Origin of the sequence: Salinimicrobium aquimaris (genome assembly GCF_035607535.1) — a bacterium.
Classification (GTDB): Bacteria; Bacteroidota; Bacteroidia; order Flavobacteriales; family Flavobacteriaceae; genus Salinimicrobium.
Window position 1 is genome coordinate 137,337 of the sequence record NZ_JAYDZX010000012.1, and the last position, 24,358, is coordinate 161,694.

Genomic DNA, 24,358 nt, shown 5'->3' on the forward strand with positions numbered 1-24,358 from the left:
AAAAATTAGGTATGCGATCAGTTATATTGGGAACAAAGGGAATAAGAAAGTATTAGTTTGAAAAATCAAATTTCAGGAAGGACATTCCAAAAATCAAAAAAACCTCTGGAAATTTCCGGAGGTTTTTGAGTTTTTGTCAGACCCCAAATGGAGACTTACAAAATACAATAGACTATATACAATATAGAATATACAATATACAATATACAATATACTATTAGAGGTGTATCACCTCCCCGTAGGCATCGGCTACAGCTTCCATCACGGCTTCACTCATTGTTGGGTGAGGGTGGATAGCTTTTAGCACTTCATGTCCTGTGGTTTCCAGTTTACGACCAAGAACAGCTTCAGCGATCATATCGGTAACGCCGGCACCAATCATGTGGCAGCCAAGCCATTCGCCGTATTTTGCGTCAAAGATCACTTTTACAAATCCGTCAGGGGTACCGGCAGCTTTTGCTTTTCCGGAAGCTGAGAACGGGAACTTTCCGATCTTCAGTTCATATCCTGCTTCTTTGGCTTGCTTTTCAGTCATTCCAACAGAAGCTATTTCAGGAGTAGCATAGGTACATCCGGGAATATTGCCGTAGTCGATTGGCTCAACATGCATTCCTTTGATCTTCTCTACACAGGTGATCCCTTCCGCAGAAGCAACGTGGGCAAGTGCAGGTCCTGCAACCACATCTCCAATCGCATAGATCCCCTTCACATTTGTTTCGTAGTACTGGCTCACCACGATCTTATCTTTATCGGTTTTGATGCCCAATTCCTCAAGCCCGATGTTCTCAAGATTGGATTTGATACCAACAGCCGAAAGTACAACTTCAGCCTCCAGGGTTTCTTCTCCTTTCTTCGTCTTGACTTTGGCTTTAACAACATCTCCGGAAGTATCAACACTCTCTACAGAGGAGCTGGTCATCACCTTGATCCCTGCTTTCTTAAAGCTGCGTTCAAATTGTTTCGAAATCTCTTCGTCCTCAAGAGGCACCAGGTTTGGAAGAAATTCCACAATAGTAACATCTGTTCCCATTGTTTTGTAAAAGTGTGCAAACTCCACCCCAATAGCACCCGATCCAACTACGATCATAGATTTGGGCTGCTTCTCAAGGCTCATCGCCTGGCGGTAACCAATTACTTTCTTGCCGTCCTGTGGCAGGTTTGGCAGCTCTCTTGAGCGGGCTCCTGTAGCGATGATGATATGATCTGCAGAATATTCAGATTTCTTGTTATCTTTATCTGTAACTTCAATTTTCTTTCCCTGCTTCAGTTTTCCAAATCCATAGATCACGTCGATCTTGTTCTTCTTCATAAGGAATTGTACTCCCTTGCTCATACCTTCAGCAACATTTCGGCTTCGTTTGATCACTGCGCCAAAATCTTTTTCAGCTTTATCCACTTTTAAACCATAGTCAGCGGCATGGTTGAGGTATTCGAAAACCTGCGCACTTTTAAGAAGGGCCTTTGTGGGGATACAACCCCAGTTAAGACATACACCACCAAGGCTTTCTTTTTCTATAACAGCGGTCTTAAAACCTAATTGTGATGCACGAATGGCAGTCACGTAGCCTCCGGGACCACTTCCTAAAACTATAACGTCGTATTTACTCATTATTCGGAATTTTATGTAACTGAATTTAAGACAGCGAATTTACGCAAATTAACCTTAAACAGAAAGGAATTGAAATCAGGAAATCCAGCGGGAATTCAACTTTTTAAGAGGTTTAAAAATAAAAATTCCTTTCTCCATAGCGGAAAAAGGAATTTTCTGTTAATTCCAAACAAATTTCAGTCTATCGCCTGCATTACTGCTTCATAATTTGAAACATCTATTCCGGTATCAACTGCAAAATCTGAAGGAACTACAACGAACCTAAAGAACTGGTCTTGTGTAAAGGCAACATCTAAAGTGGAGAGATCGAAATTCCCATCTATAAGCAGCTCAATATCATCGGCGGTATGATTAAAGACATACTGAATAATTCCCTCCTCCAAAAAGTAGTTTTGAGGGATCATACTCCAGGTTTCGGTATCGTTAATAACTTCACGACGATATACCAGCACAGCATCTGATTCCAGTATTTCAATCTCGGCAGGAATATCTACAACTGTAGCATAAAAGTTACCATCGGCAAAATATTGAAAATCTACGTCTTCAAATTCAAAGGTTTGTCCGACTATGTTTATTCCCGGCTCTCCCGGAGGTCCCTGTGGTCCCGGCTCATCACTGGAGCAGGAGGTAAGGCTAAAGGCTATAAACGCGAATAATAAGGATATCTTTTTCATAATTATTGGGATTTAGATTCAAATTCTATACTTGCCGAATTTACGCAATACCGCTGACCGGTTTCGGTGGGACCGTCGTCGAAAACATGGCCAAGGTGGCCACCGCAGTTTGAACATAGGATCTCGGTGCGTATCATACCAAAGCTCCTGTCCTGCACATATTCCACAGCTCCTTCTATGGCGTTATCAAAACTTGGCCATCCACAATTGCTTCTGAATTTATGGTCACTTTCAAAGATCTTGGCCCCACAGGCAGCGCAGTGATATTCTCCTTCCTGGAAGTGCATATTATACTTTCCCGAATGCGGTGCTTCAGTACCTTTTTCCCGGAGGATGCGATATTGTTCATCAGATAATTGCTTGCGCCAATCAGATTCTGAACGTTCTACTGGATATTTCTTAACCATTTTTGCTCTTTTTTTAAATATAGAAAATAGGCTTTGCAGGTTGTCTTAAACTATTGGTAAACTTTACTAGAACAGCCTGTCTACTCTGCATCTGCCGGTATAAAATCTAAAGCAACTCCATTTATACAATGTCTTTTTCCGGTGGTATTACGGGGTCCGTCGTTGAACCGGTGTCCTAAATGTCCGCCGCAATTTGCGCAAAGCACTTCTAATGCAGCATAACCATCGGGTTTGTAATCGACATTTGCTTCGTCGATGGGACGATCAAAACTTGGCCACCCGGTTCCACTTTCAAATTTATTCCCCGTTCTGTATAATTCGTTTCCACAGGCAGCACAAACAAAAGTTCCGGGTTGATCGACCCGATTCAATTTACTGGAATACGCCCTTTCTGTTCCTTTTTTGCGAAGTACCTGGAAATCGGCCGGACTCAGTGCAGCTTTCCACTCGGTTTCCGATTTAGAAACAGGGTAAATTTTTGCCTTTTTTGAATCCTGCGCAGAGCTGTTACAACTAAGCAGGAGAAGAGGAAAAAATAATAGGAAAAGTCTTTTCATGATTCTTTTTTACAGGAGAATCAAGAACTATACCGAAAGGAATTCAATGATTTTACTAATTACTTTTGAATTCCCTAAAATACGTCGATGACCAAGACCTTCTGTAATGAAAAGTTCAGAATTTTCCAGCTTTTCATGAATCTCGTAAGCCGAACTTATATGCACGTCCACATCATGCTCATCATGTACCACCAGCGTAGGGATCTTCACCCCTTCAGCAGAGACTGCACCCGAGAGGCTATCCATGTCTACACCAAATTTCTTGTCGAAATATGCCTTCATCTTTGCCGCCACCTTATCATTCATCTTCATATTCTGGGCAAATTCCCTGGTGATTCGGGTGACGCTGTTTGCTGTGCCTATGATCACCAGTTTCTTTACGGGGAGTCCGTCAGAAACTGCTTTTAAGGATGACATTCCGCCAAGGGAATGGCCAATAACAGCTTCAAACGGGCCGTATCTTTTTTCAATTACTTCAATGGCTTCTATAAAATGGGGCATCATGCTCATTTTTCCTGCAGCTTTTCCGTGGGCAGGGGCATCAAAACTTATGACGCTTAAACCGGCCTTGAGAAGTTCTTCGGCCATAACAGCCAACTGGGTACCACGGCCACTCCAACCATGGACCAATAGTATCTTTTTTGGAGAATTACCGTAATGGTAAACCACAATTTCCCGCTGGTAATGAGGAAGGATTAGTTTCTCCTGCCTACTCTCTTTATCCATTCTCTCCTCCCGCTTTGGAAGCTTATAGGAAAACGGAGTAAGAAAGAATTTGGCTGCAAACCTGCTTGCCAAAAACGGGGAAATGGCAGTGAGTAATTTTCCGATGGCAAGAATGTAGGAAGGAACCAGTAATCGCTGTACCGGAGTTTGGTCTTTTTTTTGTTTTGTCATAGATGTTAAAGGGCGCAAGTTACGAATCTAGATCCTTTTAGGACGAAGCTTTTGGGCTCTTTTAAAAAGTGGCAGGTATTTTGTTAAACCTAATTTAAAGCTTCAAGTGGAGCGGGGCCGATTTAGTAACTTTAACAAAAATCGTTTATTATGAAACTTAGACAAATTACTATAGTGGTTAGTTTTTTACTCCTTATGGCAGGATGTAAAACCAACCCTTTTACCGGAGAAAGAAACTTAAATTTTGTTTCTAATTCCCAGATCTTTCCCGCTGCTTTTCAACAGTATGATGAGATCCTGGCTCAAAATGAAGTGGTTAGGAATACTTCAGAAGCAAGAATGATCGAAAATGTAGGAAGAAAGATAGCTGTCGCAGCTGAACGATTCCTGGATGCCAACGGTTATCAAGGTTACCTCGAAGGTTACGAATGGGAATTTTCACTTATTAAAGACGATGACCAGGTGAATGCATGGGCAATGCCGGGTGGAAAAATTGCTTTTTACACAGGTATAATGCCAATTGCTAAAAACGAGACCGGGGTTGCAGCTATTATGGCCCATGAGGTGGCGCATGCCGTGGCCGATCACGGTGCACAGCGTATGAGTGCTGCCCAGTTACAACAGGTTGGTGGAGCAGTGGTTGGAGCTGCTGTGGGCGGCCGCAGTGAAAGCACTCAACAGATCATAGCACAGGCTTATGGTTTGGGAACTACTGTGGGAGGTATGTTGCCATTTAGCCGAAGCCATGAAAGTGAAGCCGACAGGATTGGGTTGACCCTTATGGCATTGGCAGGTTATGATCCAGCCGAGGCAGCAAACCTTTGGAGAAGAATGCAACAGGAAAGCGGAGGGCAGGCCCCACCGGAATTTCTTAGTACTCACCCAAATCCACAGACAAGGATCAACAACATTGAAAAATGGGCTCCCGAAGCAAAAGCCGAGGCACGTAAATATGGAGTAACTTCCTTTCAATAAATAGTATCAAAAAAACAGTATTTTAGGAGCTGCCAATTTTGGCAGCTCCTTTAATTTTCTGCTGTATGCAACAACTCCCAAAGGGAAGTAAAAAACTACTCACCGCCTGGGCCTTTTATGATTGGGCAAACTCCGTTTACAGTCTTGTGATTGCCTCGACTATCTTTCCAATCTTCTACGCTGCCCTAACGGTAGTGAAAAATGATGAAGGAGAGGTAGTGCAGGACACGGTGCGGCTGTTAGGTATCGATTTTAATAATGACTCCCTCATAAGCTATGTGACCGCCCTGGCCTTTTTAACCGTAGCAGTAATGAGTCCGTTCCTATCGGGAATTGCAGATTATGTGGGGAATAAAAAGAACTTCCTCAAATTCTTTTGTTACCTGGGAGCCCTATCCTGTATAGGGCTCTACTGGTTTTCCCTGGAGGATCTTTGGTTTGGGTTGGGCTGCTATTTCCTGGCTCTTGTTGGGTTCTGGGCAAGTCTTGTGTTTTACAATTCCTATTTGCCAGATATTGCCTTTCCCGACCAACAGGACAAGGTAAGTGCAAAGGGCTTCTCTCTTGGCTATATTGGCAGTGTGATCCTGCTTGTTTTATGTCTTCTCATGATCCTCAACTATGAATGGTTTGGGTTTGAAAATGAAGGTATGCCTACAAGAATTTCATTTATTCTCACGGGAGTCTGGTGGATTGGTTTTAGCCAGATCACCTATTATTATCTCCCAAAGGGTAACAAAAAGGAAAAGCTCACCCGTAACGTTCTCTTTAATGGTTTTCGGGAGCTAAAGACTATCTGGAATTCCTTGAAACACAATCCACAATTGAAGAAATACCTCACAGCCTTTTTTGTTTATAGTATGGCCGTGCAGACGGTGATGCTCATCGCGACTTACTTTGGCATTGAAGAAGTGAACTGGACCGGGCAGGATGCCACTACAGGTTTAATAGTGAGCATTCTTTTGATCCAGCTGGTGGCCGTGGCAGGTGCGACCATCACTTCAAGACTTTCAGCAAAAATTGGAAATATCCAGACGCTTATCCTGGTAAATATCCTTTGGATCGGTATCTGTATCTATGCCTTTTTTGTCAAAACGCCGATGCAGTTCTACATTGCCGCAGGGTTTGTTGGCCTGGTGATGGGAGGGATCCAAACTTTATCCCGTTCTACCTATTCAAAAATGCTTCCTGAAGGCACTCTTGATACCACGAGCTACTTCAGCTTTTATGACGTTTCAGAAAAGATAGGTATTGTGATAGGGATGGTCTTATACGGAATGGTCACCCAGGTTTTTGGCAGTATCAGGTTCTCGGTTTTATTTCTCACGGCCTTCTTTATGATCGGTGTATTTCTCCTGCTGAAGGTTCCCCGAACCGGAAAACTTCAGAAAAAAGAAGCGGCTTAAAAACCTCATTTTTGACACCCTTTCGGGAGAGGTCCTTAAGCCGCTGCCTGTAATCTGGTTCTTCTTAGTTCTTAGTAATGGAGCCGGATCCCATAGTCCTGAAATCTTCTTTTTTGGGATTACCGCGGTATTCAATGTCTCCGGAACCCGGAGTGCTTGCCTTAAGAGATTCAGATGCATGCACCTGAATGTCACCAGAGCCGGTAACCATAGCTGAAACATTCTTGCACCTGAAGTCGAATGCACTTATATCCCCCGAACCTGTAACTTTGCAATCAAAATCTACAGAACTTCCGGAAAGATCAAGGTCTCCCGATCCTGTGATGCTTGCTGAAGTATTTCTGGCTTCGAGCGGAAGCCTTACATTTCCTGAACCTGTGATGTTAATTCTGAAGTTTTCAGCTTTTACCACGTCAGACGATCTTATATCACCAGATCCTGTCAAACTTACTCCTTCAATATCGGTGAAAGGAACCGTGATAGTAATGTCGTGATTGCGGGATGGGTTTAAAGAATAACCTTTTTCAACCGAAATTTTAAGGCTTCCGCCATTAACTTCAGTAATTATATGTTGCTGTAGATTTTCTTCAGCTTCAACTTTTAAATTGCCTTCCCTGCCCTTTACCAGGATCACATCCATGGAACCGGTAAGAGCAACCGAATTATAATCTGAAACTGATCTTGTGTTGGTCACCATTTTGCTATTACCGTCCACTTTTTTTGTTCCCTGCCACCATTGTGCCTGTGTCGTCGTGATACATAAGAGACCAATGAATAACGTTGCAATGAATTTTTTCATAATGATGTTTTAAATTGATTGATGTTTCTGTTATTTAATCTGTAAAAGATACGCTACCATAACTGGAATTCACCTTGATCTTTCCACCTGTATTACCATTACGGTAGTATCCTGCGTAGTAATTTTCGCTTCCGCTCTGGTTCCGTTTATTGATGGTAAAGGTACTATTGTCGATACCATTTACTCCTCCATATGAAGTATTGACCTCAAAACTGAAAGGTGCCTCCCGGTCATAACCAATTTTCACACCGGTGTAATCACTATTGATGTCGATTTCCCTAAAACTTGGCATTACCTTTTGGATCATCAAAGAACCATAGTCCATACTTACCTGTACAGTACCGTAAACAAGCCCCAGTTTAATCCCTAGATAATCCCCTTGTCCTTTCATGTTCTTTAATCTCTCCACCTTTAGGGATCCATAGTCGTTGTTAAAACTGAGATTTTCAACTTTTAGAATGTTGGAGTCTGTATAATCTGCGCTTAAGTCCAAAGTTCCTGCTTCATCAATGGTGAACTCCGAGTAATCTGCATTGATCTTTGCCCTCTTTACGTACCCAATGCTGCTGTTGCGGGTGTAATCAAAGGTAAGTTTGTTATTGTCTCCATGCAGTTCCCCTATCATCAATCTACCATAGTCACAGGAGATCTCGGCATCACCGCGCAATTTATCCAGGTTGATATGACCATAATCATTAGAAAGATCGACCCTGTTGGTAACAGGTGCTTTCACCCGGTAATTTATTTCCATGTTAACATTGCTGCTGCTGCCAAAGAGACTTGACCAGAAAGAATTGTTGTTGTCTTTTTCCAGTAGCGTTCTTGCAGTTACCTGTCCGCTGGTTTGGTTAAATGCCACGTCTATTTCGCGAAGACGCTTTTCTACTTTCTCTTCATCATTTCCATTAGTGCGTACGAGTACTTCTATTTCTACACGATTTTCATCCCAGGTCACGATATCTATATTTCCATAACTGTTGGTGATCTTGAGCATATCGTTTGCAGAAACTTTAAATTCCTTCTTTACACGTTTCTGTTTAGTGTATTTACCTTTGAAATCACCTTCTGCACAGGCTGCAGCCGGGACGAGAAAGAATACGATCAAAGCTTTATATAATATTGTCTTCATGATTGGTGTTTTTTAGGGTGTTAATGTCATTTACTTTGTCAAGTACAGTTTTTAGTAGGTCGATCCTTTTCTGAAAATTGGTGATCATGGCGTAGATAACTCTTTTATCCTGTCCGCTTTTTCCCAGGTCCTTTTTTAGATTCTCATAATCGCTTTCCAGGATTTCCAGTTGAGCCAGGGCATCTTCTATTACTGCTTCGGTCTCGGGAGTCTTTTGTTCCTGTAGAGAAGCCAGCTCTGCCCTAATTACCGAAGAGTAGAATTCCTGGGTTTGTCTCATCTCTGGTGAGACATTTGCCAATTCCTGTTCTGTTGAAAAAGGATTGGCAATTCCCCCCTGTATGAGCAGGAATGCTACGAGAAAGGTAGCAGCTATTCCCATTACCGGTCCCCACAGGGAAATTATCCCGTTGTGCCGGGTTTTCTGCTTTTGATGCCGCTGTCTTAGTTTTTCTCTAAAGCGATCTTCATGCTGGAGCGCTGGTTCGGCAATGTCAAAATCCAGTCCCTCGAATAATTTTTCTATGTCTTTATCAGCTTTCATAGCTCAGGAGTTTGGTGCGCAGGCTTTCTTTAGCCCGTGAAATGGTTGTTCTACAGTTAGCATAGGTTATATTGAGAATTTCACAGATCTCCTCATAATCGTAACCTTCAATTAAATGAAGCGTTAGGGCAACCCGGTAATTCTCTTTTAGTTTTTCCATGGTTTTCAGGATCATTTTAACTTTAGGATTTTGATCTTCCTCCTCAATAGCCATTCCCTGGGAATCATCAGTTGCATGTTTAAATTGATCATCATACTGAACTTCACTGTATCTGGTTTTTTTGTTATAGACTGCAATGCTGTGGTTCACTACGATCCTTTTTAGCCATGCTCCAAAGGTTGAGGTGCCTTCAAAAGTATCCAGCTTGTCAAAAGCTTTTAAAAAACACTCCTGAATGATATCCTCAGCTTCTGCTGAATCTTTCACAATACGCCAGGCGATATTATACATGGCCTTGCTGTATTTTTTATAGATTTTCATTTGGGCCCGCTCGTCTCCGAGACGACATTTCTCCAAAAGCTCATCAATATGTGTGGTGGTTAGTGTCAAAATCTTAAAGCTTTACAATAAAGATAGAATGGAAGAGAGATTGTTACAGTTTAGCAGAAATTTCTTTTAAAAATTTTTCTGTACGTTGGCATAACAATTGAAATAATGCTACACAAAAACACTTTAACCTTCTGTTTAACAGGCTAAGTAAAGGTAATAAAGTAACTTAGAAGATAAAGAATTAATAACTGCAGTGACAGTTTGACTTAAAAATAGATATGGGCAGAACAAAATTTACAAATCTTGACAGTCTGTCATTACAGGGAATAGATGAGGATGCAGAATTAATTCCCTTGATGACCCCCGAAGATGAAGAAGAAATAAATAAAGAAGACCTCCCGGAAGTATTACCCATTTTACCATTAAGAAATACGGTTTTATTCCCGGGGGTAGTAATACCTATTACCGCCGGTAGGGATGCTTCAATAAAATTGATCAATGAAGCTAATAACGATACCAAGGTCATAGGGGTGGTTTCTCAGATCGATGAGAAAGTAGAGAACCCTACAGCCAAGGATATCAATAAGATTGGAGTAGTAGCCAGGATCCTAAGGGTGCTCAAAATGCCCGATGGTAATACTACTGTGATTATTCAGGGTAAAAAGCGGTTTGAGGTTGATGAAGTCATCGAGGAAAGGCCATTTTTGAAGGCCAGGATCATCGAAGTTCCCGAAGCACGTCCTGCACAGGATAATGAGGAGTTTGGAGCAATTATAGATTCTATCAAAGATCTTGCTTTACAGATCATAAAGAACAGCCCGAATATTCCTTCGGAAGCTTCATTTGCCATTCAGAATATCGAAAGTCCGTCATTCCTGGTCAATTTCGTGTCTTCAAACATGAATCTTTCTGTCGAGGAAAAGCAGAAATTACTTGAAACCAATGACCTGAAAGAACGTGCACTTTCTACGCTGAAGTTTATGAATGTCGAGTACCATAAACTGGAGCTTAGAAATGACATTCAGAGCAAGGTGCAGAGTGATATGAGTCAGCAGCAGCGGGAGTACTTTCTGCATCAGCAAATGAAGACCATTCAGGAAGAACTGGGTGGTGTTTCTCATGAAGGGGAAGTGGAAGAGATGCGGGCCCGTGCCAAAAAGAAGAAGTGGCCGGAAAATATTAAGGAGCACTTCAATAAGGAGCTTTCCAAGATGCAGCGGATGAATCCGCAGGTGGCAGAATATTCAATTCAGCGTAATTATCTTGATCTTTTTCTGGACCTTCCGTGGGAAGAGTTCAGCAAGGATAAATTTGATCTTAAGAGAGCGCAGCGAATTCTCGACCGCGATCATTACGGCCTGGAAGATGTAAAAGAAAGGATCATCGAATATCTTGCTGTTCTTAAGATAAGGAATGACATGAAGTCTCCTATCCTTTGTCTTTACGGACCTCCGGGAGTTGGTAAGACCAGCCTTGGACGATCTATTGCAGAGGCGCTGGGAAGAGAATATGTACGTATTTCCCTTGGCGGACTTCGGGATGAAGCTGAAATTAGAGGACATAGAAAAACATATATAGGTGCCATGCCGGGACGAATCATTCAGTCTCTTAAAAAGGCAGGTACAAGTAATCCTGTTTTTGTTCTTGATGAGATTGACAAGCTAAGCATTGGGCATAGCGGAGACCCTTCATCAGCCTTACTGGAAGTGCTGGATCCTGAACAGAACAGTGAATTTCATGACAATTTCCTTGAGATGCCTTTTGACCTGTCAAAGGTAATGTTCATTGCTACCGCAAATAATCTCGGGCCTATTCAACCTGCTTTGAGGGACAGGATGGAGATTATCAATGTTACAGGTTACACTATTGAAGAAAAGGTAGAGATCGCACGACAGCATTTGCTTCCGAAGCAGTTAAAAGAACATGGTCTTACAAAAGACAACCTGAAGATTGGCAAGAAGCAACTCGAAAAAATAGTTGAAGGTTACACCCGTGAATCGGGAGTGCGGAGCCTTGAGAAGCAGATCGCTAAGATGGTGCGGCATGCAGCCAAGAATATTGCCATGGAAGAGGAATACAATATAAAGATCAAAGAATCAGATATTCTTGATGTTTTAGGCAGTCCTAAACTGGAGCGTGATAAATACGAAGACAACAATACTGCCGGGGTAGTCACAGGTCTTGCATGGACACAGGTTGGAGGAGATATCCTTTTTATTGAATCTATACTTTCAAAAGGAAAAGGAGCCTTAAATATTACCGGAAATCTTGGTAAGGTGATGAAGGAATCGGCTACCATAGCTTTGGAATATATTAAAGGTAATGCCGAAGAACTGGGGATCAATCCCGAAGTCATGGAAAAATACAACGTGCACATTCACGTGCCCGAAGGAGCTACTCCAAAGGACGGGCCAAGTGCGGGTATAACCATGCTTACCTCTCTGGTTTCTCTTTTCACCCAGCGCAAAGTGAAGAAGAGTATAGCCATGACAGGTGAGATCACTTTACGTGGAAAAGTGCTGCCGGTAGGCGGGATCAAAGAGAAGATCCTTGCGGCAAAAAGAGCGCATATCAAGGAGATCATACTTTGTGAAGAGAATCGGAGAGATGTAGAGGAAATTAAGGACGAATATTTAAAAGGTCTTACCTTCCACTACGTAAAAGAGATGTCACAGGTGCTCGATCTGGCTATTTTAAAGGAAAAGGTGAAGAACCCGAAAGAATTATAAAATCAGAACATTGTAAAAAAGCTTCGGAATTTCCGGAGCTTTTTTCGTTTGAGCAGGTTTTCCTTTCAAACCTGCTTTAAATGCTTAATTTTGCAGGAGTGCCAAAAATGGCATTTTTGACACCTTTATTTCCGGCTGCCTTGGCCGAAGAAGCACACTCTATGACAAAAAAGATCACCATTGCGATTGACGGATTTTCATCAACAGGTAAAAGCACAGTAGCTAAACAGCTCGCGAGGGAACTCGGTTACGTGTATGTGGATACCGGCGCAATGTATCGTGCGGTAACGCTTTATGCTCTGCGGAAAAAGTTTATTTCTGAAGCAAATTTTGACACTGCGGCTTTGATAAACGATCTTCCTGTTATTAAGCTGAAGTTTATCTTTAATCCTGAGGTAGGCTACGGAGAGATGTACCTTAACAATGAGAGAGTAGAAAAGGAGATCAGGCAGATGGAGGTTTCTCAATATGTAAGTAAAGTTGCTGCGGTGCCAGAAGTAAGGGAAATGCTGGTGGCTCAACAGCAGGAAATGGGCAGGGAGAAAGGGATTGTTATGGACGGCCGCGACATTGGTACGGTGGTATTTCCCGATGCCGAACTCAAGATCTTCATGACAGCATCGGCCGAAGAACGTGCACAGCGCCGGTATAAAGAATTGTGTGAAAGAGGAGAAGAGGTGACCTATAAAGAGGTTCTGGAAAATGTACAGGAAAGAGACCTTTTAGACACCACACGAAAAGACTCTCCTTTAGTAAAAGCCGAAGACGCTAAAGAAATAGACAATTCCCATCTTACCTTAGCAGGACAATTTGAAAAGATTCTTGAGTTGTACAATGATACAATTGACAATTAGCAATTAGGAATTATTAATAAGCACCAAGTTCCAAGCACCAAATTGCAGGATTGTAAATTCGAAGATTTGAAGATTTGAAGATTTGAAGATTTGATGATTTGAAAATTTGAAAATGCGGAATGCAACTCCCTTCTTTTGTCCCGTAGCGAGGATACACAGGTAAAAAAAATATCGCCCATCCCCAATTTGTCCCGTAGGGAAAACATGTTGGTAGAAGAATTATCGTACCGACAATTAGTCCCGTAGGGACGAAAGATGTCATAAAGAAAAAAGGTGTTGTAACGAAGATGTTATAGAAAATATCCGTGGATCTGTGGCAAAAAAGAAATCCTGTCTCAAATCTCAAATCTCAAATCTCCTGTCTCACATCTCTCTGATAATTGTTAATGGATGATTGTAAATTGAAATAAATAATTGTATTTTTGCGCTCCTTTTTAGCAATATTCAGGAAGAATAAAAAGGGTTGAAAATCAATATTATAAACACTTCTGTGTTCTTTATTGCAAACATCTTCCGAAGAATACAGGATACAAATTATTATCAGCAATGGCTGAAGAAACAAAAAATCAAGAAGTTCAGGGTTCTGAAAACGCTGAGATTCAACCTGTAGCAGGTATGGATGCACAATCTCAACCTGATGCACAAGTTCAGCAACAAGATCCTGAGCAATTCTTAAAGGAATTCAACTGGCACAACTACGAAGAAGGAATTGATCCTATCGACGATCAAAAGCTGGAAGAATTTGAGAAGCTTGTAGCAGAAAATTTCGTTGACACTTTACACGATGAAGTTGTTACCGGAAAAGTGATCAACATTACAGATCGTGATGCGATCATCGACATCAATGCAAAAAGTGAAGGTGTAATTTCTCTTAACGAGTTCCGTTATAACCCGGATCTTAAAGTTGGAGATGAAGTTGAGGTATTGATCGATGTTCGTGAAGATGCTACAGGACAGTTGATCCTTTCTCACCGTAAGGCTCGTGTGATCAAAGCATGGGATCGTGTGAACAAAGCTCACGACGAAGGTCTTATCGTGAATGGATACGTGAAGTGCCGCACAAAAGGTGGTATGATCGTAGACGTATTTGGTATTGAAGCTTTCCTTCCTGGTTCACAGATTGATGTGAAGCCAATCAGGGATTACGATGCATACGTTGGAAAAACAATGGAATTCAAAGTGGTGAAGATCAACCACGAATTCAAGAACGTTGTTGTTTCTCACAAAGCGCTTATCGAAGCCGATATCGAAGAGCAGAAAAAAGAAATTATCGGGCAGCTTGAAAAAGGTCAGGTACTTGAAGGTACTGTTAAGAACATCACTTCTTACGGTGTATTCGTTGACCTTGGAGGTGTTGACGGACTTATCCACATCACCGATCTTAGCTGGTCTAGAATCAACCATCCAAATGAGATCGTTGAGCTTGATCAAAAACTGAACGTTGTAATTCTTGATTTTGATGAGGCTAAAACAAGAATTCAGTTAGGTCTTAAGCAACTTAGCAAACACCCATGGGAAGCTCTTGACGAGAACCTTAAAGTTGGTGACAAAGTAAAAGGTAAAGTAGTTGTGATCGCAGATTACGGTGCGTTTATCGAAGTTGCTGAAGGTGTTGAAGGTCTTATCCACGTTTCTGAAATGTCTTGGAGCACTCACTTGAGATCTGCTCAGGATTTCGTGAACGTTGGGGATGAGGTAGAAGCACAGATCCTTACTTTAGATCGTGAAGACAGAAAAATGTCTCTTGGTATCAAGCAATTGACTCCAGATCCATGGACAGACATCACTTCTAAGTACCCTGTAGGTTCAAGACACACAGGTATCGTTCGTAACTTCACTAACTTCGGAGTGTTCGTAGAACTTGAAGAAGGAATTGACGGACTTATCTATATCTCAGACCTTTCATGGACTAAGAAGATCAAGCACCCATCAGAATTTACTAACGTAGGTGATAAACTTGACGTTGTAGTTCTTGAGCTTGATGTAGAAGGACGTAAATTAAGCCTTGGTCATAAGCAAACTGAGTCTAACCCTTGGGATAAATACGAAACTGAATTTGCTGTAGGAACTACTCACACAGCTGCAGTTACCGAGATCGTAGACAAAGGTGCTACTGTTGACTTTAATGAAGATATCACTGCATTCGTACCGCAACGTCACCTTGAAAAAGAGGACGGAAGCAAATTGAAGCAGGGAGAAACTGCAGAATTCCAGATCATTGAATTCAATAAGGAATTCAAGAGAGTGGTAGCGTCTCACACCGCTATTCACAAGGAAGAAGAGGCTCAGATCGTTAAGCAGGCTCAGAAAAAAGCTGCTCAGCAACAAGCCCAGAACAACACCACAATGGGTGATGTGAACGCAGAACTTCAAGCGTTGAAAGATAAAATGGAAGGGAAGAAGTAATTCCTGAAGTTTTTTAGATAATAAGAACCTCCCTGGGCAACCAGGGAGGTTTTTTTATACCCGCTTCTTAAATGGTAAATACTTACTTCATGAATTGGCCTCCCCTGCTTGCAGGAAAACTCAATAAAAACTATCTTCATAGACAAACCAACCAACATGAGTAAAACAATAATATTTAAGAACCGCCCCGCAGGTAAACCTTCCAGGTCCGACTTTGAACTTGTACATGAAGAAGATCCAGGTCCGGGAGAAGGGGAGGTCCTTTTAAAGTCACATTACATTTCTGTAGATCCATATCTCCGCGGAAGAATGCGGAATGAAGAATCTTATATTCCGCCTTTTAAGCTGAATGAGCCCATAGAATCTATGGTAGTTGCTGAAGTGGTGGAATCAAACAATCCGAATTTTCAGTCCGGGGAATTTGTTTCCGGAATGCTGAAATGGAAGGAATTGCAGGTTTCTTCGGGCACAGGACTGAATAGGGTAGACAGGGCACTGGCACCCTTGCCTGCATTTCTGGGAGTATTGGGGCTTACCGGTTTGACAGCTTATCTCGCTCTTGATAAGATAGGAAAGTTAAAACCCGGAGAGACCCTGGTTGTTTCCGGTGCCGCCGGTGCTGTGGGAAGTATTGCCGCACAAATAGGAAAGATACAGGGGTGTATGGTTGCGGGCATTGCAGGCAGTGATGAAAAAGTGCAGAAAATTGAAGAAGATTTTGGCCTCGACAGAGGCTTGAACTACAATAAAGAAGAAGATATGGCCAATGCATTGCGCAGAATTTGTACCGATGGTGTGGATGTCTACTTTGACAATGTTGGTGGGGAAATGCTCGATGCTGTATTGCAAAACATTAATAAAGATGCCCGTATCATCAATTGTGGTGCAATTTCCCTTTATAATGAAACCGAACTTCCTACGGGTCCCCGTCCAGAAGGAATACTGATCAAAAAAACAGCATTGATGCAGGGTTTCCTCATTAGAGATCACGCAAAAGACTTTGGAAGAGCCTTAAGACAGCTTGGAGCCTGGTTACAGGATGGCAGCCTTATTTATGAGGAAACCATGGTAGAAGGTTTTGAAAAGCTTCCCGAAGCTTTTATCGGACTTTTTGAAGGAAGAAACGTGGGGAAAATGGTAGTAAAGGTCTAGGAGGGAACATGGGTTAGAGGATTAAGCTTTAAGGAGTAACTTTTAAACCCGTTCTCCAAATTGAACCGGCAAACTGTTACTCATTACCTGTAACTCGACAACAGGCCAACCGGCAACCGCAACAGGATCAACCCAAATATTCTTTGCCCTGCATGATTTGTTCAAGAATCCTTTCATGCACCTCAAGATCCTGAATGCTGTAAAGCACAAAGACTACATTGCTTATAGACTTCAGGCTGGAGATTCTTTCTATAATAGTAGTAAAAGCAATTTTTGCAGCTTCTTCAACAGGATATCCAAAAATTCCGGTCGAGATGGCAGGAAAAGCAATAGAAGTTACTTTCTTTTTTTCTGCAAGCTGCAAAGCATTGGAGTAACAATTGGCTAGTAATTTTTCTTCCGGTTTGTCTTTTCCGTAAACAGGACCGAGGCAATGAATGACATATTTGTTTGGAAGACCATGCGCACCTGTAATAACGGCTTCTCCCGGTTTTATGGGACCTAATGGTCTTGCCTCTTTTGCCAGTCCGGGTCCTGCAGCCCGGTGGATAGCTCCGGCTACTCCGCCACCTGTTTCCAGCTGTCCATTAGCCGCATTCACGACAGCCTCACAATCTGCCTGATTGGCTATATCTCCCTGTCGTAGTTCTATGGTAACACCTGAAATTTCCTTTTTCATACCTCTCTAAAATAGTGAAATTTTGAGGTTCTTCCAATCCTAATGATTTCTATCATTCTTTCTGCGTTCTGAATTTCTTAAATTAACGCTGCAAAACGTTTTAAGTCATGGAAGGAAAAGTAGTCATTATTACAGGTGCTGCCTCGGGAATAGGAGAGGCCACTGCCTTACTTTTTGGAAAGGAAGGTGCAAAGGTTGTAGTCTCCGATATCAATATTGAAGCCGGGAAAGAGGTTGTTAACCGGATCGAGAAGTCGGGCGGAACCGCAAGCTTCTTTAAAGCTGATGTTGCTTCGGCAGCCGAGAATAAGTCGCTGGTCGATTTTGCTATCAAAACCTACGGCCGACTAGATGTAGCGGTCAACAATGCCGGAATAGGAGGAGAGGCCAATAAGATCGTGGATATGAGCCTGGAGGGCTGGCATAGAGTTATTGATGTCAATCTTCATAGTATCTTCTACGGCATGAAATATCAAATAGAGGCCATGCTTAAAACAGGCCAGGGAAGTATAGTCAATATATCTTCTATTCTGGGAAGTGTAGGTTTCGAAGGATCTGTAGGCTATGTGGCTGCAAAGCACGCAGCAATTGGTATGACCCGAAATGCGGCTCTGGAATATTCTTCGCAGAACATCAGGATCAATGCAGTTGGACCTGCTTTTATTGATACACCCCTTCTGGACCAGATCGATGATGACATAAAAAAGCAGCTAATTTCCCTGCATCCTATTGGCAGGCTGGGCCGAAGCCAGGAAGTAGCCGAATTGATCCTGTGGCTGGGCAGCGACAAATCTTCTTTTGCAACCGGAGCGTATTACCCTATAGATGGAGGTTACCTGGCGAGGTAAATTTAGAAGTACGAAATCTAAAGTATTTAGGGTTCAATTTGAGATCAAAATGATAATAGGAAAACAGAGAGAACTTGAGATCTAAATGGATTCTTCGCTCTGCAAAAGCTGTGCTTTAAACGACAGGTGGAATTTTCAAAAATGAGAATATATAATGTGAAATCAGGATTTAAAAAAGAGTCTATTCCCGTGGAATAGACTCTTTATAATTTCTGCCAACTGCCAACTGACCACTGATCACTTAACTTACCTTCTTCTTCTATTCCCGTTGTTATTCCTGTTTCGGTTTTGGGCAGTTGCTACAGCGGCCGGCTGTGCATTGAGATCCATAGGGAAAGGATGTTCCTCGATCACCGGGATCTTAATTGAAGCAAGTTTTTCAATATCCTTTAATTCCTTGCGTTCATCTGCAGCACAAAAAGATATAGCCATTCCTTCGTTACCTGCACGGCCGGTACGGCCAATTCGGTGCACGTAAGTTTCAGGGACATTGGGGAGGTCAAAGTTGAAGACGTGACCTAACTCATCAATATCAATCCCTCGGGCAGCTATATCGGTAGCAACCAGTACGTTCAGATTTCCGCTCTTAAAATTCTTTAGGGCATTCTGTCTTGCATTTTGACTTTTATTTCCGTGGATAGCAGCCGAACTTATTTTTGCCTTATCCAGGAATCTTGCAACTTTATCAGCGCCGTGTTTTGTTCGGGTAAAAACAAGAGCAGTATTGATTCCATTTGATTCCAGGAGGTGAAGCAGTAACTTCTTCTTATCGGGTTTATTGGTGAAATATACCCGCTGCTGTATCTTGTCTACTGTTGAAGAAGGAGGAGTAACTTCGACCTTCACAGGATGCTTCAGCATCATATTGGCTAAACTTTGAATCTCTTCGGGCATCGTGGCCGAAAAGAACAATGTCTGCCTCTTTTCGGGAAGGCTTTTGATCACTTTTTTTACATCGTGAATAAAGCCCATGTCGAGCATCCTGTCGGCCTCGTCAAGCACAAATATCTCGAGGGTCCTCAGGTTGATAAACCCCTGGTTCATCAGGTCCAGTAATCTTCCCGGGGTGGCGACAAGAATATCCACACCACGTTTAAGTTTTTGGACCTGGCTGTGTTGTGAAACTCCACCAAAAATGACGGAGTGACTTAACCTTGTGTGTTTTCCATAGGCTGCCAGACTCTCATCGATCTGGATTGCCAGTTCGCGGGTGGGAGTAAGGATCAAAGCCTTTATTCCCTTATTTGAGAACCTCTTTTCATTCAACAATTGAAGAATAGGTAGACCAAAAGCGGCTGTTTTTCCGGTTCCCGTCTGGGCTACTCCAAGTAGATCTTTTCCTTCGAGAACTACCGGTATTGCTTGTTTTTGGATTGGGGTAGGATTAGAGTATCCCTGGGGGTCGAGCGCCTTTAGTAAGACCTCATCTAAATTTAAATTTTTAAAAGACATTAAATGTATTTATGTGAAATGCTGGAAAAGACGTTGCATATTCTTGAAGCAGCTGCTAATTTTTTTTCATTCTCCACCGGCTTACAACCTGCCGTGCTTTCATGTAAAGAAGAGGGCAAAGATAAGCTTTTTATCTGCCCGTATAACATTGGCAACAATCGGACCGCTTTTGGGACTTCTATATTTTGACCTGAAGCCTAAAAAGTCACAGGATCTTGATCTTGTACTTTTCCAGTAGGCCCTGCAAATTAGCTGAAGAAAACTTAGCCCCTGTAATGACATTGTTTTCAGGATCAATGCTGAAATTTTCTGAAGTACTGAAGTCTGTATTTTCAAGTCGGGTGTTGAAGAAAATTGCGCCGCTAAGGTCGCAGTTTGCAAATTCAGCTGAAGAAAGATCAGCATCAGAAAAATCTGCATGTACCAACTTACATCCTGCAAAACATGTACTTTTTATCTTCAGCTTGAAGAATGAGGAAAAATTGAGGAGACAATTTTTAAACCTGAATGATAGTAAAAAGGAATTGCAGTGATCAAAGGAAAGACCTATTAATTTACAGTGAGTGAAATTTACTTCTCTAAGGGTTGTGTTTTTTAGATTCGCATTGCTCAGATCACAGGCATCAAAAATACATTCTGAAAATATCATTTTTGACAGATCGGCTTCACTCAGGTTAAGCCCGGTAAATTTGCAGTTTTCATACTCTCCAAAAGGAAGAGTGCCTGCAGGAAAATCTTTGGAAGAAAAGATCTGGTCCCGGAAAAAAGCATCAGCCATTTTTAACAGCCTTTACCCTTGCCGTCTTTGCAATTCTTTGACTCGGCCACAAGATACGCTATGCTTCCGCCAAGATCCACTTTTAGAGTGGTGGACCCAAAATCTGAAGCCTTACGTTTTTTTCCGTTCAAGACCAATTCACTGAAACCACTAATAGTAAAGGTTTTACTCTTCTTATCGTAAACGATCTTTTCAGCTTTATCTATCTCAACTATAGAAGTGGAAAAGTGAACGTTGCCGGTGAATTCCACAATTTGGTTATCCTGCCGTTGTACACTTTGATCCCCAGAGAAGAAAACTCCTTTGCTCTCAAAGGTTACAGGCGCTTCCTGGGCAAAAACCCCGGTACCTGCCAACATGAAGAAAAATACGATAAAAGCTTTCATTTCAATTTTTTTGAGGGATACAAGATATTAATTTCCTGCTAATTATCTTAAAAAATTTAAGACATTTTTTAGAAGTACTTTCCTTCTTAAAAGGTCAAACTATACCTTCAAAAATGGCATTTTTTGTGCGGTATATATTTTCATATTTTGATAGGATTTAAGTCAAAAATTGGGGAAATTTAGATAAGGTTTGGGGAAGCATTAACTGCTTATTTTGTGCATTATTGGCATTTTTCTGGATGCTAGAAGTTTTTCATTTAATTGTAGTGTTTTGAAAAGTGTATTGAGACAAATTTCGTTGGTATTTCTGGTCTGTTCGCTGTCCATGACCGCTCTGATATCCTGTGAACGTACTGCTGGTGCACAACACCCCCAAATCGATGCTCCCAAAGGTCCTTCTTCAGGACTTATAGAACCAGGTAAGGAAGTGCAGGAAATTCCGGTGATTTTTACTTACCATCTTGACAGTATTGAAACTGCGGCTGAGATCGACAGTTTTAAGACCCAATTTTCTGAACTGGAGCAGGAGTATATTTTTGCTATAAACCGAATGGATGCGTACCGGCTAAACGCCGGAGACAAATTGGTTATTCCGGATACTCTCACCACCAATTTTTTAGATTATTCTCCTTTTCCCTTAGAATTTGAAATGTTGGATTCTATACCCAAAGCTTTACTCATTTCAAGACGGGTGCAAGCCTTTGCCCTGTATGAACATGGAAATTTGATAAGGTGGGGTCCGGTGAGTTCGGGAAAAAAATCCACGCCTACTCCTGCAGGTCTTTTTTATGCGAACTATAAGGCAAGGAGCAAAGTTAGTACTGTGAACCAGGATTGGATCATGCCATATTATTTCAATTTTATGAACTTTGAAGGAGTAGGGGTACATCAATATTCAATGCCCGGTTATCCTGCCAGTCATGCCTGTGTTAGATTGCGCCATGATGATGCAGTATTTATCTATAATTGGGCCGATCAATGGAAACTGGATGCTTCCAGACAAATTGTAGAGAGGAATGGAACTCCGGTTATGGTCTATGGAGATTATGACTTTGACAGTCCCGTTCCCTGGTTGGCCCTGGCAGAAAATCCTCATTCCAACTTCCTGAAAGCTACAGAAATGGCAATTCTTAAGGATTATGTACTACAGTACAAAAAGGATAAACGAAATTTTGATCCCATGTTCTTTCCTGCTGATGAACTCCCCGGTCCACCAAAGGAGGGCTTGGAGACCATTCAATGAAATAAGAAAGGTTGCCGGAAAATGATTTCCCGACAACCTGTTCCCTCAAACAATTATCTTTAAAAATTATATTTCTTTGTATAGGCCAGGATGGCTTTTTTAAGATCTTCTTTGTCTTCAATGAACGGTACATGTCCGCCTTTATTCTCCCACAACATTAAATTCGGAAATTGTAAGCCCTGGTAGTGATCCGGTCCCACCATGAAATCTGTGGTTCCGTAAAAGTATAGAACAGGCATCTTCATATCTGAGGCAAAAGGTTTGAAGTTTTCCCAGTATTCCGAATAATTAAGGGCATAACGACTATAATCATAGTTGAAATTTTCAATTTCAGCTGAAATCTCATCGAGCCTTGCAAAGGTTCCCGGATTGCGGGAGCCCATTTTCCAAAAAATGTCCTTCTCTCTAAGCTTTCCGCCAAACTCACCCATTCGTTGCGGCATGGCAACAGTATCTCCTTCGCAGGTATATTCTTCCCCAACGAATTCGGCTGCTTTTGGGATCCAGCTTTCACAGGCCGATTCGGGTAAATTGATGGTGCAGTTGAGCATGATCATTCCTTTTTGAGCTGCAGGAAATTTTTCTGCATAACCCATTTGAAGGATCCCTCCAAAAGAATGCCCGAGGGTAAGCCAATTCTCAAAACCTAAGGCCTTTCTCACTTCTTCAAAGTCAAGCGTTAACCGGTCGAGAGAATAATCCTGATTGGACGCACTGGTAGATCTTCCCACCCCTCTCTGATCCAGATACACGACTGTAAAATTTTGTTCCATAAAAGAACCCACTAACTTCTCGAACCAGTAACTCCCCGAGCCGGGACCGCCATGAATGTATAAAAGCGGAGTACCCTGTCCTGCTACTTTTACGTAAAGATCCACACCATCAGACGTGGTGATGATCTTTTCCTGGGCAGAGACCTTTAAATTAAAAGTAACAAGTGCGAATAAGATCAGGATATTTTTCATTTCTTTTTTAGTTTAAATATTTAAGATGGAACACGGCCGATCTTGGGTCGATGAATTACATCTTTCTTCCTCCTCAGAAAATTTTTATAGAGACTCCCGGGAAGGTGTTTTGTTACACACAGAAGTACTACAAGAGGAACTTTTTTTCAAAATTTTTTCTGATTCCTTGAAGCGACCGGCTTTTTCGCCCACTTTTCCATCATTGCCGGTCCATTGCTCCATAACTTCGGGAGCAGGTTTGGCATTAATTCCTTCTCCATAAACTGTGGCAGTACCATAAGTGTAAAAGGCTTCCCAATCTACTCCCTGGGGATCTGTGATCCAGCTTTTCTGACTTTTAGAATAACAACAGGTAGAATTTCCTTCTTCTCTCACTGTTCCTTTTGCTTTTTTCATGTTGGAGTAGATCTCCTTGAGCTCGGTTTCACTTGAAGTCTGTAAGCCCAGATGCTCTATTCCAAGCTCAGCATGTCCTGTTGATATAGCATAGTTGATACGGGGATCTTCCAGCATCCATTTTGCATAATCTGCTTTTACAACTGTGGGTTTAGTATTGAATAATGCATTGTAGAAGGATATACTCTCTTCCAGGTCTTTTACTTTTACGTGTACGTGAAATGTTTTCATGATAAAAAATTTTACTGTTTACATTCCAGACGTAAAGAGGATCAAAAAGACGCAGAAAAAATTTATTTTTTTTCCTGAACCTGTTGTAGAGGAATACAGGAATCCTTGATGGAAAATGAAAGAAGGCCTCCGGTGGCGTCTGTTTCAAAATGACAACAGGTAACAAATTCCTTTTTGAGAAGATCGCGCGCACGTTGGATGCGGGATTTCGTTGCGGTGAGGCTGAGATTTAATTTTTCAGCAATATCTGCTTGCTTTATTCCTTCAAGATCAGACATTCGTAGAGGCACAGCATATTCCGGCGGTAAAAAATCAATTAATGGTTCAATATAATCGAGAGCTTCTTTAAAGGCCAGGTTCTCATCCTCCTCAATGAACTCCACTTCAGCCTTGAGGCTTCTGTTTTTAGATTCTTTTCTATAGTGGTCTAACATTGTATTATGTGCGATTTGATATAGCCAGCTCCTCACATTTCTCACCCCCGATCTGGAAAGGCAAAAACTGTAAACCTTCAGTAAGACTTCCTGAAGAATATCATTGGTTAATTGCTCATCTTTTACCCTCTTAAAAATGTAATTTTTTAGAGCAGTTTTATGCTCCAGCCATAATGCCGGGACATCACAATTCGGGTTACGTTCTGCCAATTGAAAAATATTAAAATAACAGCAGTCTAAATGTAGAGAATAAATTCACAGGTTAAATAAAAAAATCCCGCCGAAGAAAGATCTTCTAAACGGGATTCCAGTGTAGGG

24 protein-coding genes are annotated in these 24,358 nt (G+C 41.8%); 8 read left to right on the top strand and 16 right to left on the bottom strand.

From position 1 onward, the window contains the following. Nucleotides 1-217: 217 nt before the first annotated feature. The 5 genes from lpdA to VR862_RS12285 all read right to left on the bottom strand — a co-directional run bounded on the left by lpdA (nucleotide 218) and on the right by VR862_RS12285 (nucleotide 4,144). Nucleotides 218-1,609 (bottom strand): dihydrolipoyl dehydrogenase, encoded by a 1,392-nt coding sequence (gene lpdA, locus VR862_RS12265; RefSeq protein ID WP_324721267.1) that lies wholly within the window; start codon nucleotides 1,607-1,609, stop codon nucleotides 218-220. A gap of 176 nt (nucleotides 1,610-1,785) precedes the next feature. Then, the gene (locus tag VR862_RS12270) at nucleotides 1,786-2,283 is read right to left on the bottom strand and encodes a collagen-like protein (RefSeq protein ID WP_324721268.1); all 498 of its coding nucleotides are present in this window, start codon (nucleotides 2,281-2,283) and stop codon (nucleotides 1,786-1,788) included. Nucleotides 2,284-2,285: 2 nt separating this feature from the next. After that, the gene (gene msrB, locus VR862_RS12275) at nucleotides 2,286-2,690 is read right to left on the bottom strand and encodes a peptide-methionine (R)-S-oxide reductase MsrB (RefSeq protein ID WP_324721269.1); all 405 of its coding nucleotides are present in this window, start codon (nucleotides 2,688-2,690) and stop codon (nucleotides 2,286-2,288) included. Nucleotides 2,691-2,770: 80 nt separating this feature from the next. After that, nucleotides 2,771-3,247, bottom strand: coding sequence for a peptide-methionine (R)-S-oxide reductase MsrB (gene msrB, locus VR862_RS12280; protein ID WP_324721270.1), 477 nt, complete (start codon nucleotides 3,245-3,247; stop codon nucleotides 2,771-2,773). A gap of 27 nt (nucleotides 3,248-3,274) precedes the next feature. Beyond that, nucleotides 3,275-4,144 (bottom strand): alpha/beta hydrolase, encoded by an 870-nt coding sequence (locus VR862_RS12285; protein ID WP_324721271.1) that lies wholly within the window; start codon nucleotides 4,142-4,144, stop codon nucleotides 3,275-3,277. 150 nt (nucleotides 4,145-4,294) lie between these two features. Between VR862_RS12285 and VR862_RS12290 the strand changes: the two genes are divergently transcribed. Next, complete coding sequence (locus tag VR862_RS12290; RefSeq protein ID WP_324721272.1) at nucleotides 4,295-5,119, top strand: M48 family metallopeptidase; 825 nt, start codon at nucleotides 4,295-4,297, stop codon at nucleotides 5,117-5,119. 65 nt (nucleotides 5,120-5,184) lie between these two features. After that, entirely contained in the window at nucleotides 5,185-6,525 is a 1,341-nt protein-coding gene (locus VR862_RS12295) for an MFS transporter (RefSeq protein WP_324721273.1), read from the top strand. Between the two features lie 64 nt (nucleotides 6,526-6,589). Here the strand turns inward: VR862_RS12295 and VR862_RS12300 are convergent, their stop codons facing one another. The 4 genes from VR862_RS12300 to VR862_RS12315 are packed head-to-tail and all read right to left on the bottom strand — an operon-like array spanning nucleotide 6,590 to nucleotide 9,547. Next, on the bottom strand, nucleotides 6,590-7,324 hold the full coding sequence (locus VR862_RS12300) for a head GIN domain-containing protein (RefSeq protein WP_324721274.1): 735 nt from the start codon (nucleotides 7,322-7,324) through the stop codon (nucleotides 6,590-6,592). 34 nt (nucleotides 7,325-7,358) lie between these two features. Next, nucleotides 7,359-8,453, bottom strand: a complete 1,095-nt coding sequence (locus VR862_RS12305; RefSeq protein WP_324721275.1) for a hypothetical protein — start codon at nucleotides 8,451-8,453, stop codon at nucleotides 7,359-7,361. Next, on the bottom strand, nucleotides 8,434-8,997 hold the full coding sequence (locus tag VR862_RS12310; RefSeq protein ID WP_324721276.1) for a DUF4179 domain-containing protein: 564 nt from the start codon (nucleotides 8,995-8,997) through the stop codon (nucleotides 8,434-8,436). The genes VR862_RS12305 and VR862_RS12310 overlap by 20 nt, the downstream gene beginning before the upstream one ends. Further along, nucleotides 8,987-9,547: an RNA polymerase sigma factor gene (locus VR862_RS12315; RefSeq protein WP_324721277.1), complete on the bottom strand. Its 561-nt coding sequence runs from the start codon at nucleotides 9,545-9,547 to the stop codon at nucleotides 8,987-8,989. Before VR862_RS12315 ends, VR862_RS12310 begins: the two co-directional genes overlap by 11 nt. A gap of 218 nt (nucleotides 9,548-9,765) precedes the next feature. Between VR862_RS12315 and lon the strand changes: the two genes are divergently transcribed. From lon to VR862_RS12335, 4 genes are all read left to right on the top strand, one after another. Continuing rightward, entirely contained in the window at nucleotides 9,766-12,216 is a 2,451-nt protein-coding gene (gene lon, locus VR862_RS12320; RefSeq protein WP_324721278.1) for an endopeptidase La, read from the top strand. 161 nt (nucleotides 12,217-12,377) lie between these two features. Further along, nucleotides 12,378-13,070, top strand: a complete 693-nt coding sequence (cmk, locus tag VR862_RS12325) for a (d)CMP kinase (RefSeq protein WP_324721320.1) — start codon at nucleotides 12,378-12,380, stop codon at nucleotides 13,068-13,070. Nucleotides 13,071-13,616: 546 nt separating this feature from the next. Next, nucleotides 13,617-15,476 (top strand): 30S ribosomal protein S1, encoded by a 1,860-nt coding sequence (gene rpsA / locus VR862_RS12330; protein ID WP_324721279.1) that lies wholly within the window; start codon nucleotides 13,617-13,619, stop codon nucleotides 15,474-15,476. A gap of 156 nt (nucleotides 15,477-15,632) precedes the next feature. Next, nucleotides 15,633-16,628, top strand: coding sequence for an NADP-dependent oxidoreductase (locus tag VR862_RS12335; RefSeq protein WP_324721280.1), 996 nt, complete (start codon nucleotides 15,633-15,635; stop codon nucleotides 16,626-16,628). A gap of 127 nt (nucleotides 16,629-16,755) precedes the next feature. Here the strand turns inward: VR862_RS12335 and VR862_RS12340 are convergent, their stop codons facing one another. Then, nucleotides 16,756-17,307: a macro domain-containing protein gene (locus VR862_RS12340; RefSeq protein WP_324721281.1), complete on the bottom strand. Its 552-nt coding sequence runs from the start codon at nucleotides 17,305-17,307 to the stop codon at nucleotides 16,756-16,758. 107 nt (nucleotides 17,308-17,414) lie between these two features. On the opposite strand from VR862_RS12340, the gene VR862_RS12345 reads away from it, so the two are divergent. Further along, entirely contained in the window at nucleotides 17,415-18,155 is a 741-nt protein-coding gene (locus VR862_RS12345) for an SDR family NAD(P)-dependent oxidoreductase (RefSeq protein ID WP_324721282.1), read from the top strand. 246 nt (nucleotides 18,156-18,401) lie between these two features. Here VR862_RS12345 and VR862_RS12350 read toward each other — a convergent pair whose 3' ends face one another. The 3 genes from VR862_RS12350 to VR862_RS12360 form a co-directional block, all read right to left on the bottom strand. Beyond that, nucleotides 18,402-19,607, bottom strand: a complete 1,206-nt coding sequence (locus VR862_RS12350) for a DEAD/DEAH box helicase (RefSeq protein WP_324721283.1) — start codon at nucleotides 19,605-19,607, stop codon at nucleotides 18,402-18,404. A gap of 205 nt (nucleotides 19,608-19,812) precedes the next feature. After that, the gene (locus tag VR862_RS12355) at nucleotides 19,813-20,385 is read right to left on the bottom strand and encodes a pentapeptide repeat-containing protein (protein ID WP_324721284.1); all 573 of its coding nucleotides are present in this window, start codon (nucleotides 20,383-20,385) and stop codon (nucleotides 19,813-19,815) included. A 2-nt stretch (nucleotides 20,386-20,387) separates the two neighbouring features. After that, entirely contained in the window at nucleotides 20,388-20,771 is a 384-nt protein-coding gene (locus VR862_RS12360) for a hypothetical protein (protein ID WP_324721285.1), read from the bottom strand. Between the two features lie 325 nt (nucleotides 20,772-21,096). On the opposite strand from VR862_RS12360, the gene VR862_RS12365 reads away from it, so the two are divergent. Continuing rightward, a complete protein-coding gene (locus VR862_RS12365; RefSeq protein ID WP_324721286.1) occupies nucleotides 21,097-22,014 on the top strand; it encodes a L,D-transpeptidase in 918 nt (305 codons plus the stop codon). A 59-nt stretch (nucleotides 22,015-22,073) separates the two neighbouring features. Here the strand turns inward: VR862_RS12365 and VR862_RS12370 are convergent, their stop codons facing one another. The 3 genes from VR862_RS12370 to sigZ form a co-directional block, all read right to left on the bottom strand. Beyond that, the gene (locus VR862_RS12370) at nucleotides 22,074-22,979 is read right to left on the bottom strand and encodes an alpha/beta fold hydrolase (protein ID WP_324721287.1); all 906 of its coding nucleotides are present in this window, start codon (nucleotides 22,977-22,979) and stop codon (nucleotides 22,074-22,076) included. Nucleotides 22,980-23,063: 84 nt separating this feature from the next. Further along, the gene (locus VR862_RS12375) at nucleotides 23,064-23,606 is read right to left on the bottom strand and encodes a VOC family protein (protein ID WP_324721288.1); all 543 of its coding nucleotides are present in this window, start codon (nucleotides 23,604-23,606) and stop codon (nucleotides 23,064-23,066) included. A 62-nt stretch (nucleotides 23,607-23,668) separates the two neighbouring features. Beyond that, nucleotides 23,669-24,250, bottom strand: coding sequence for an RNA polymerase sigma factor SigZ (gene sigZ, locus VR862_RS12380; RefSeq protein ID WP_324721289.1), 582 nt, complete (start codon nucleotides 24,248-24,250; stop codon nucleotides 23,669-23,671). Nucleotides 24,251-24,358 lie beyond the last annotated feature (108 nt).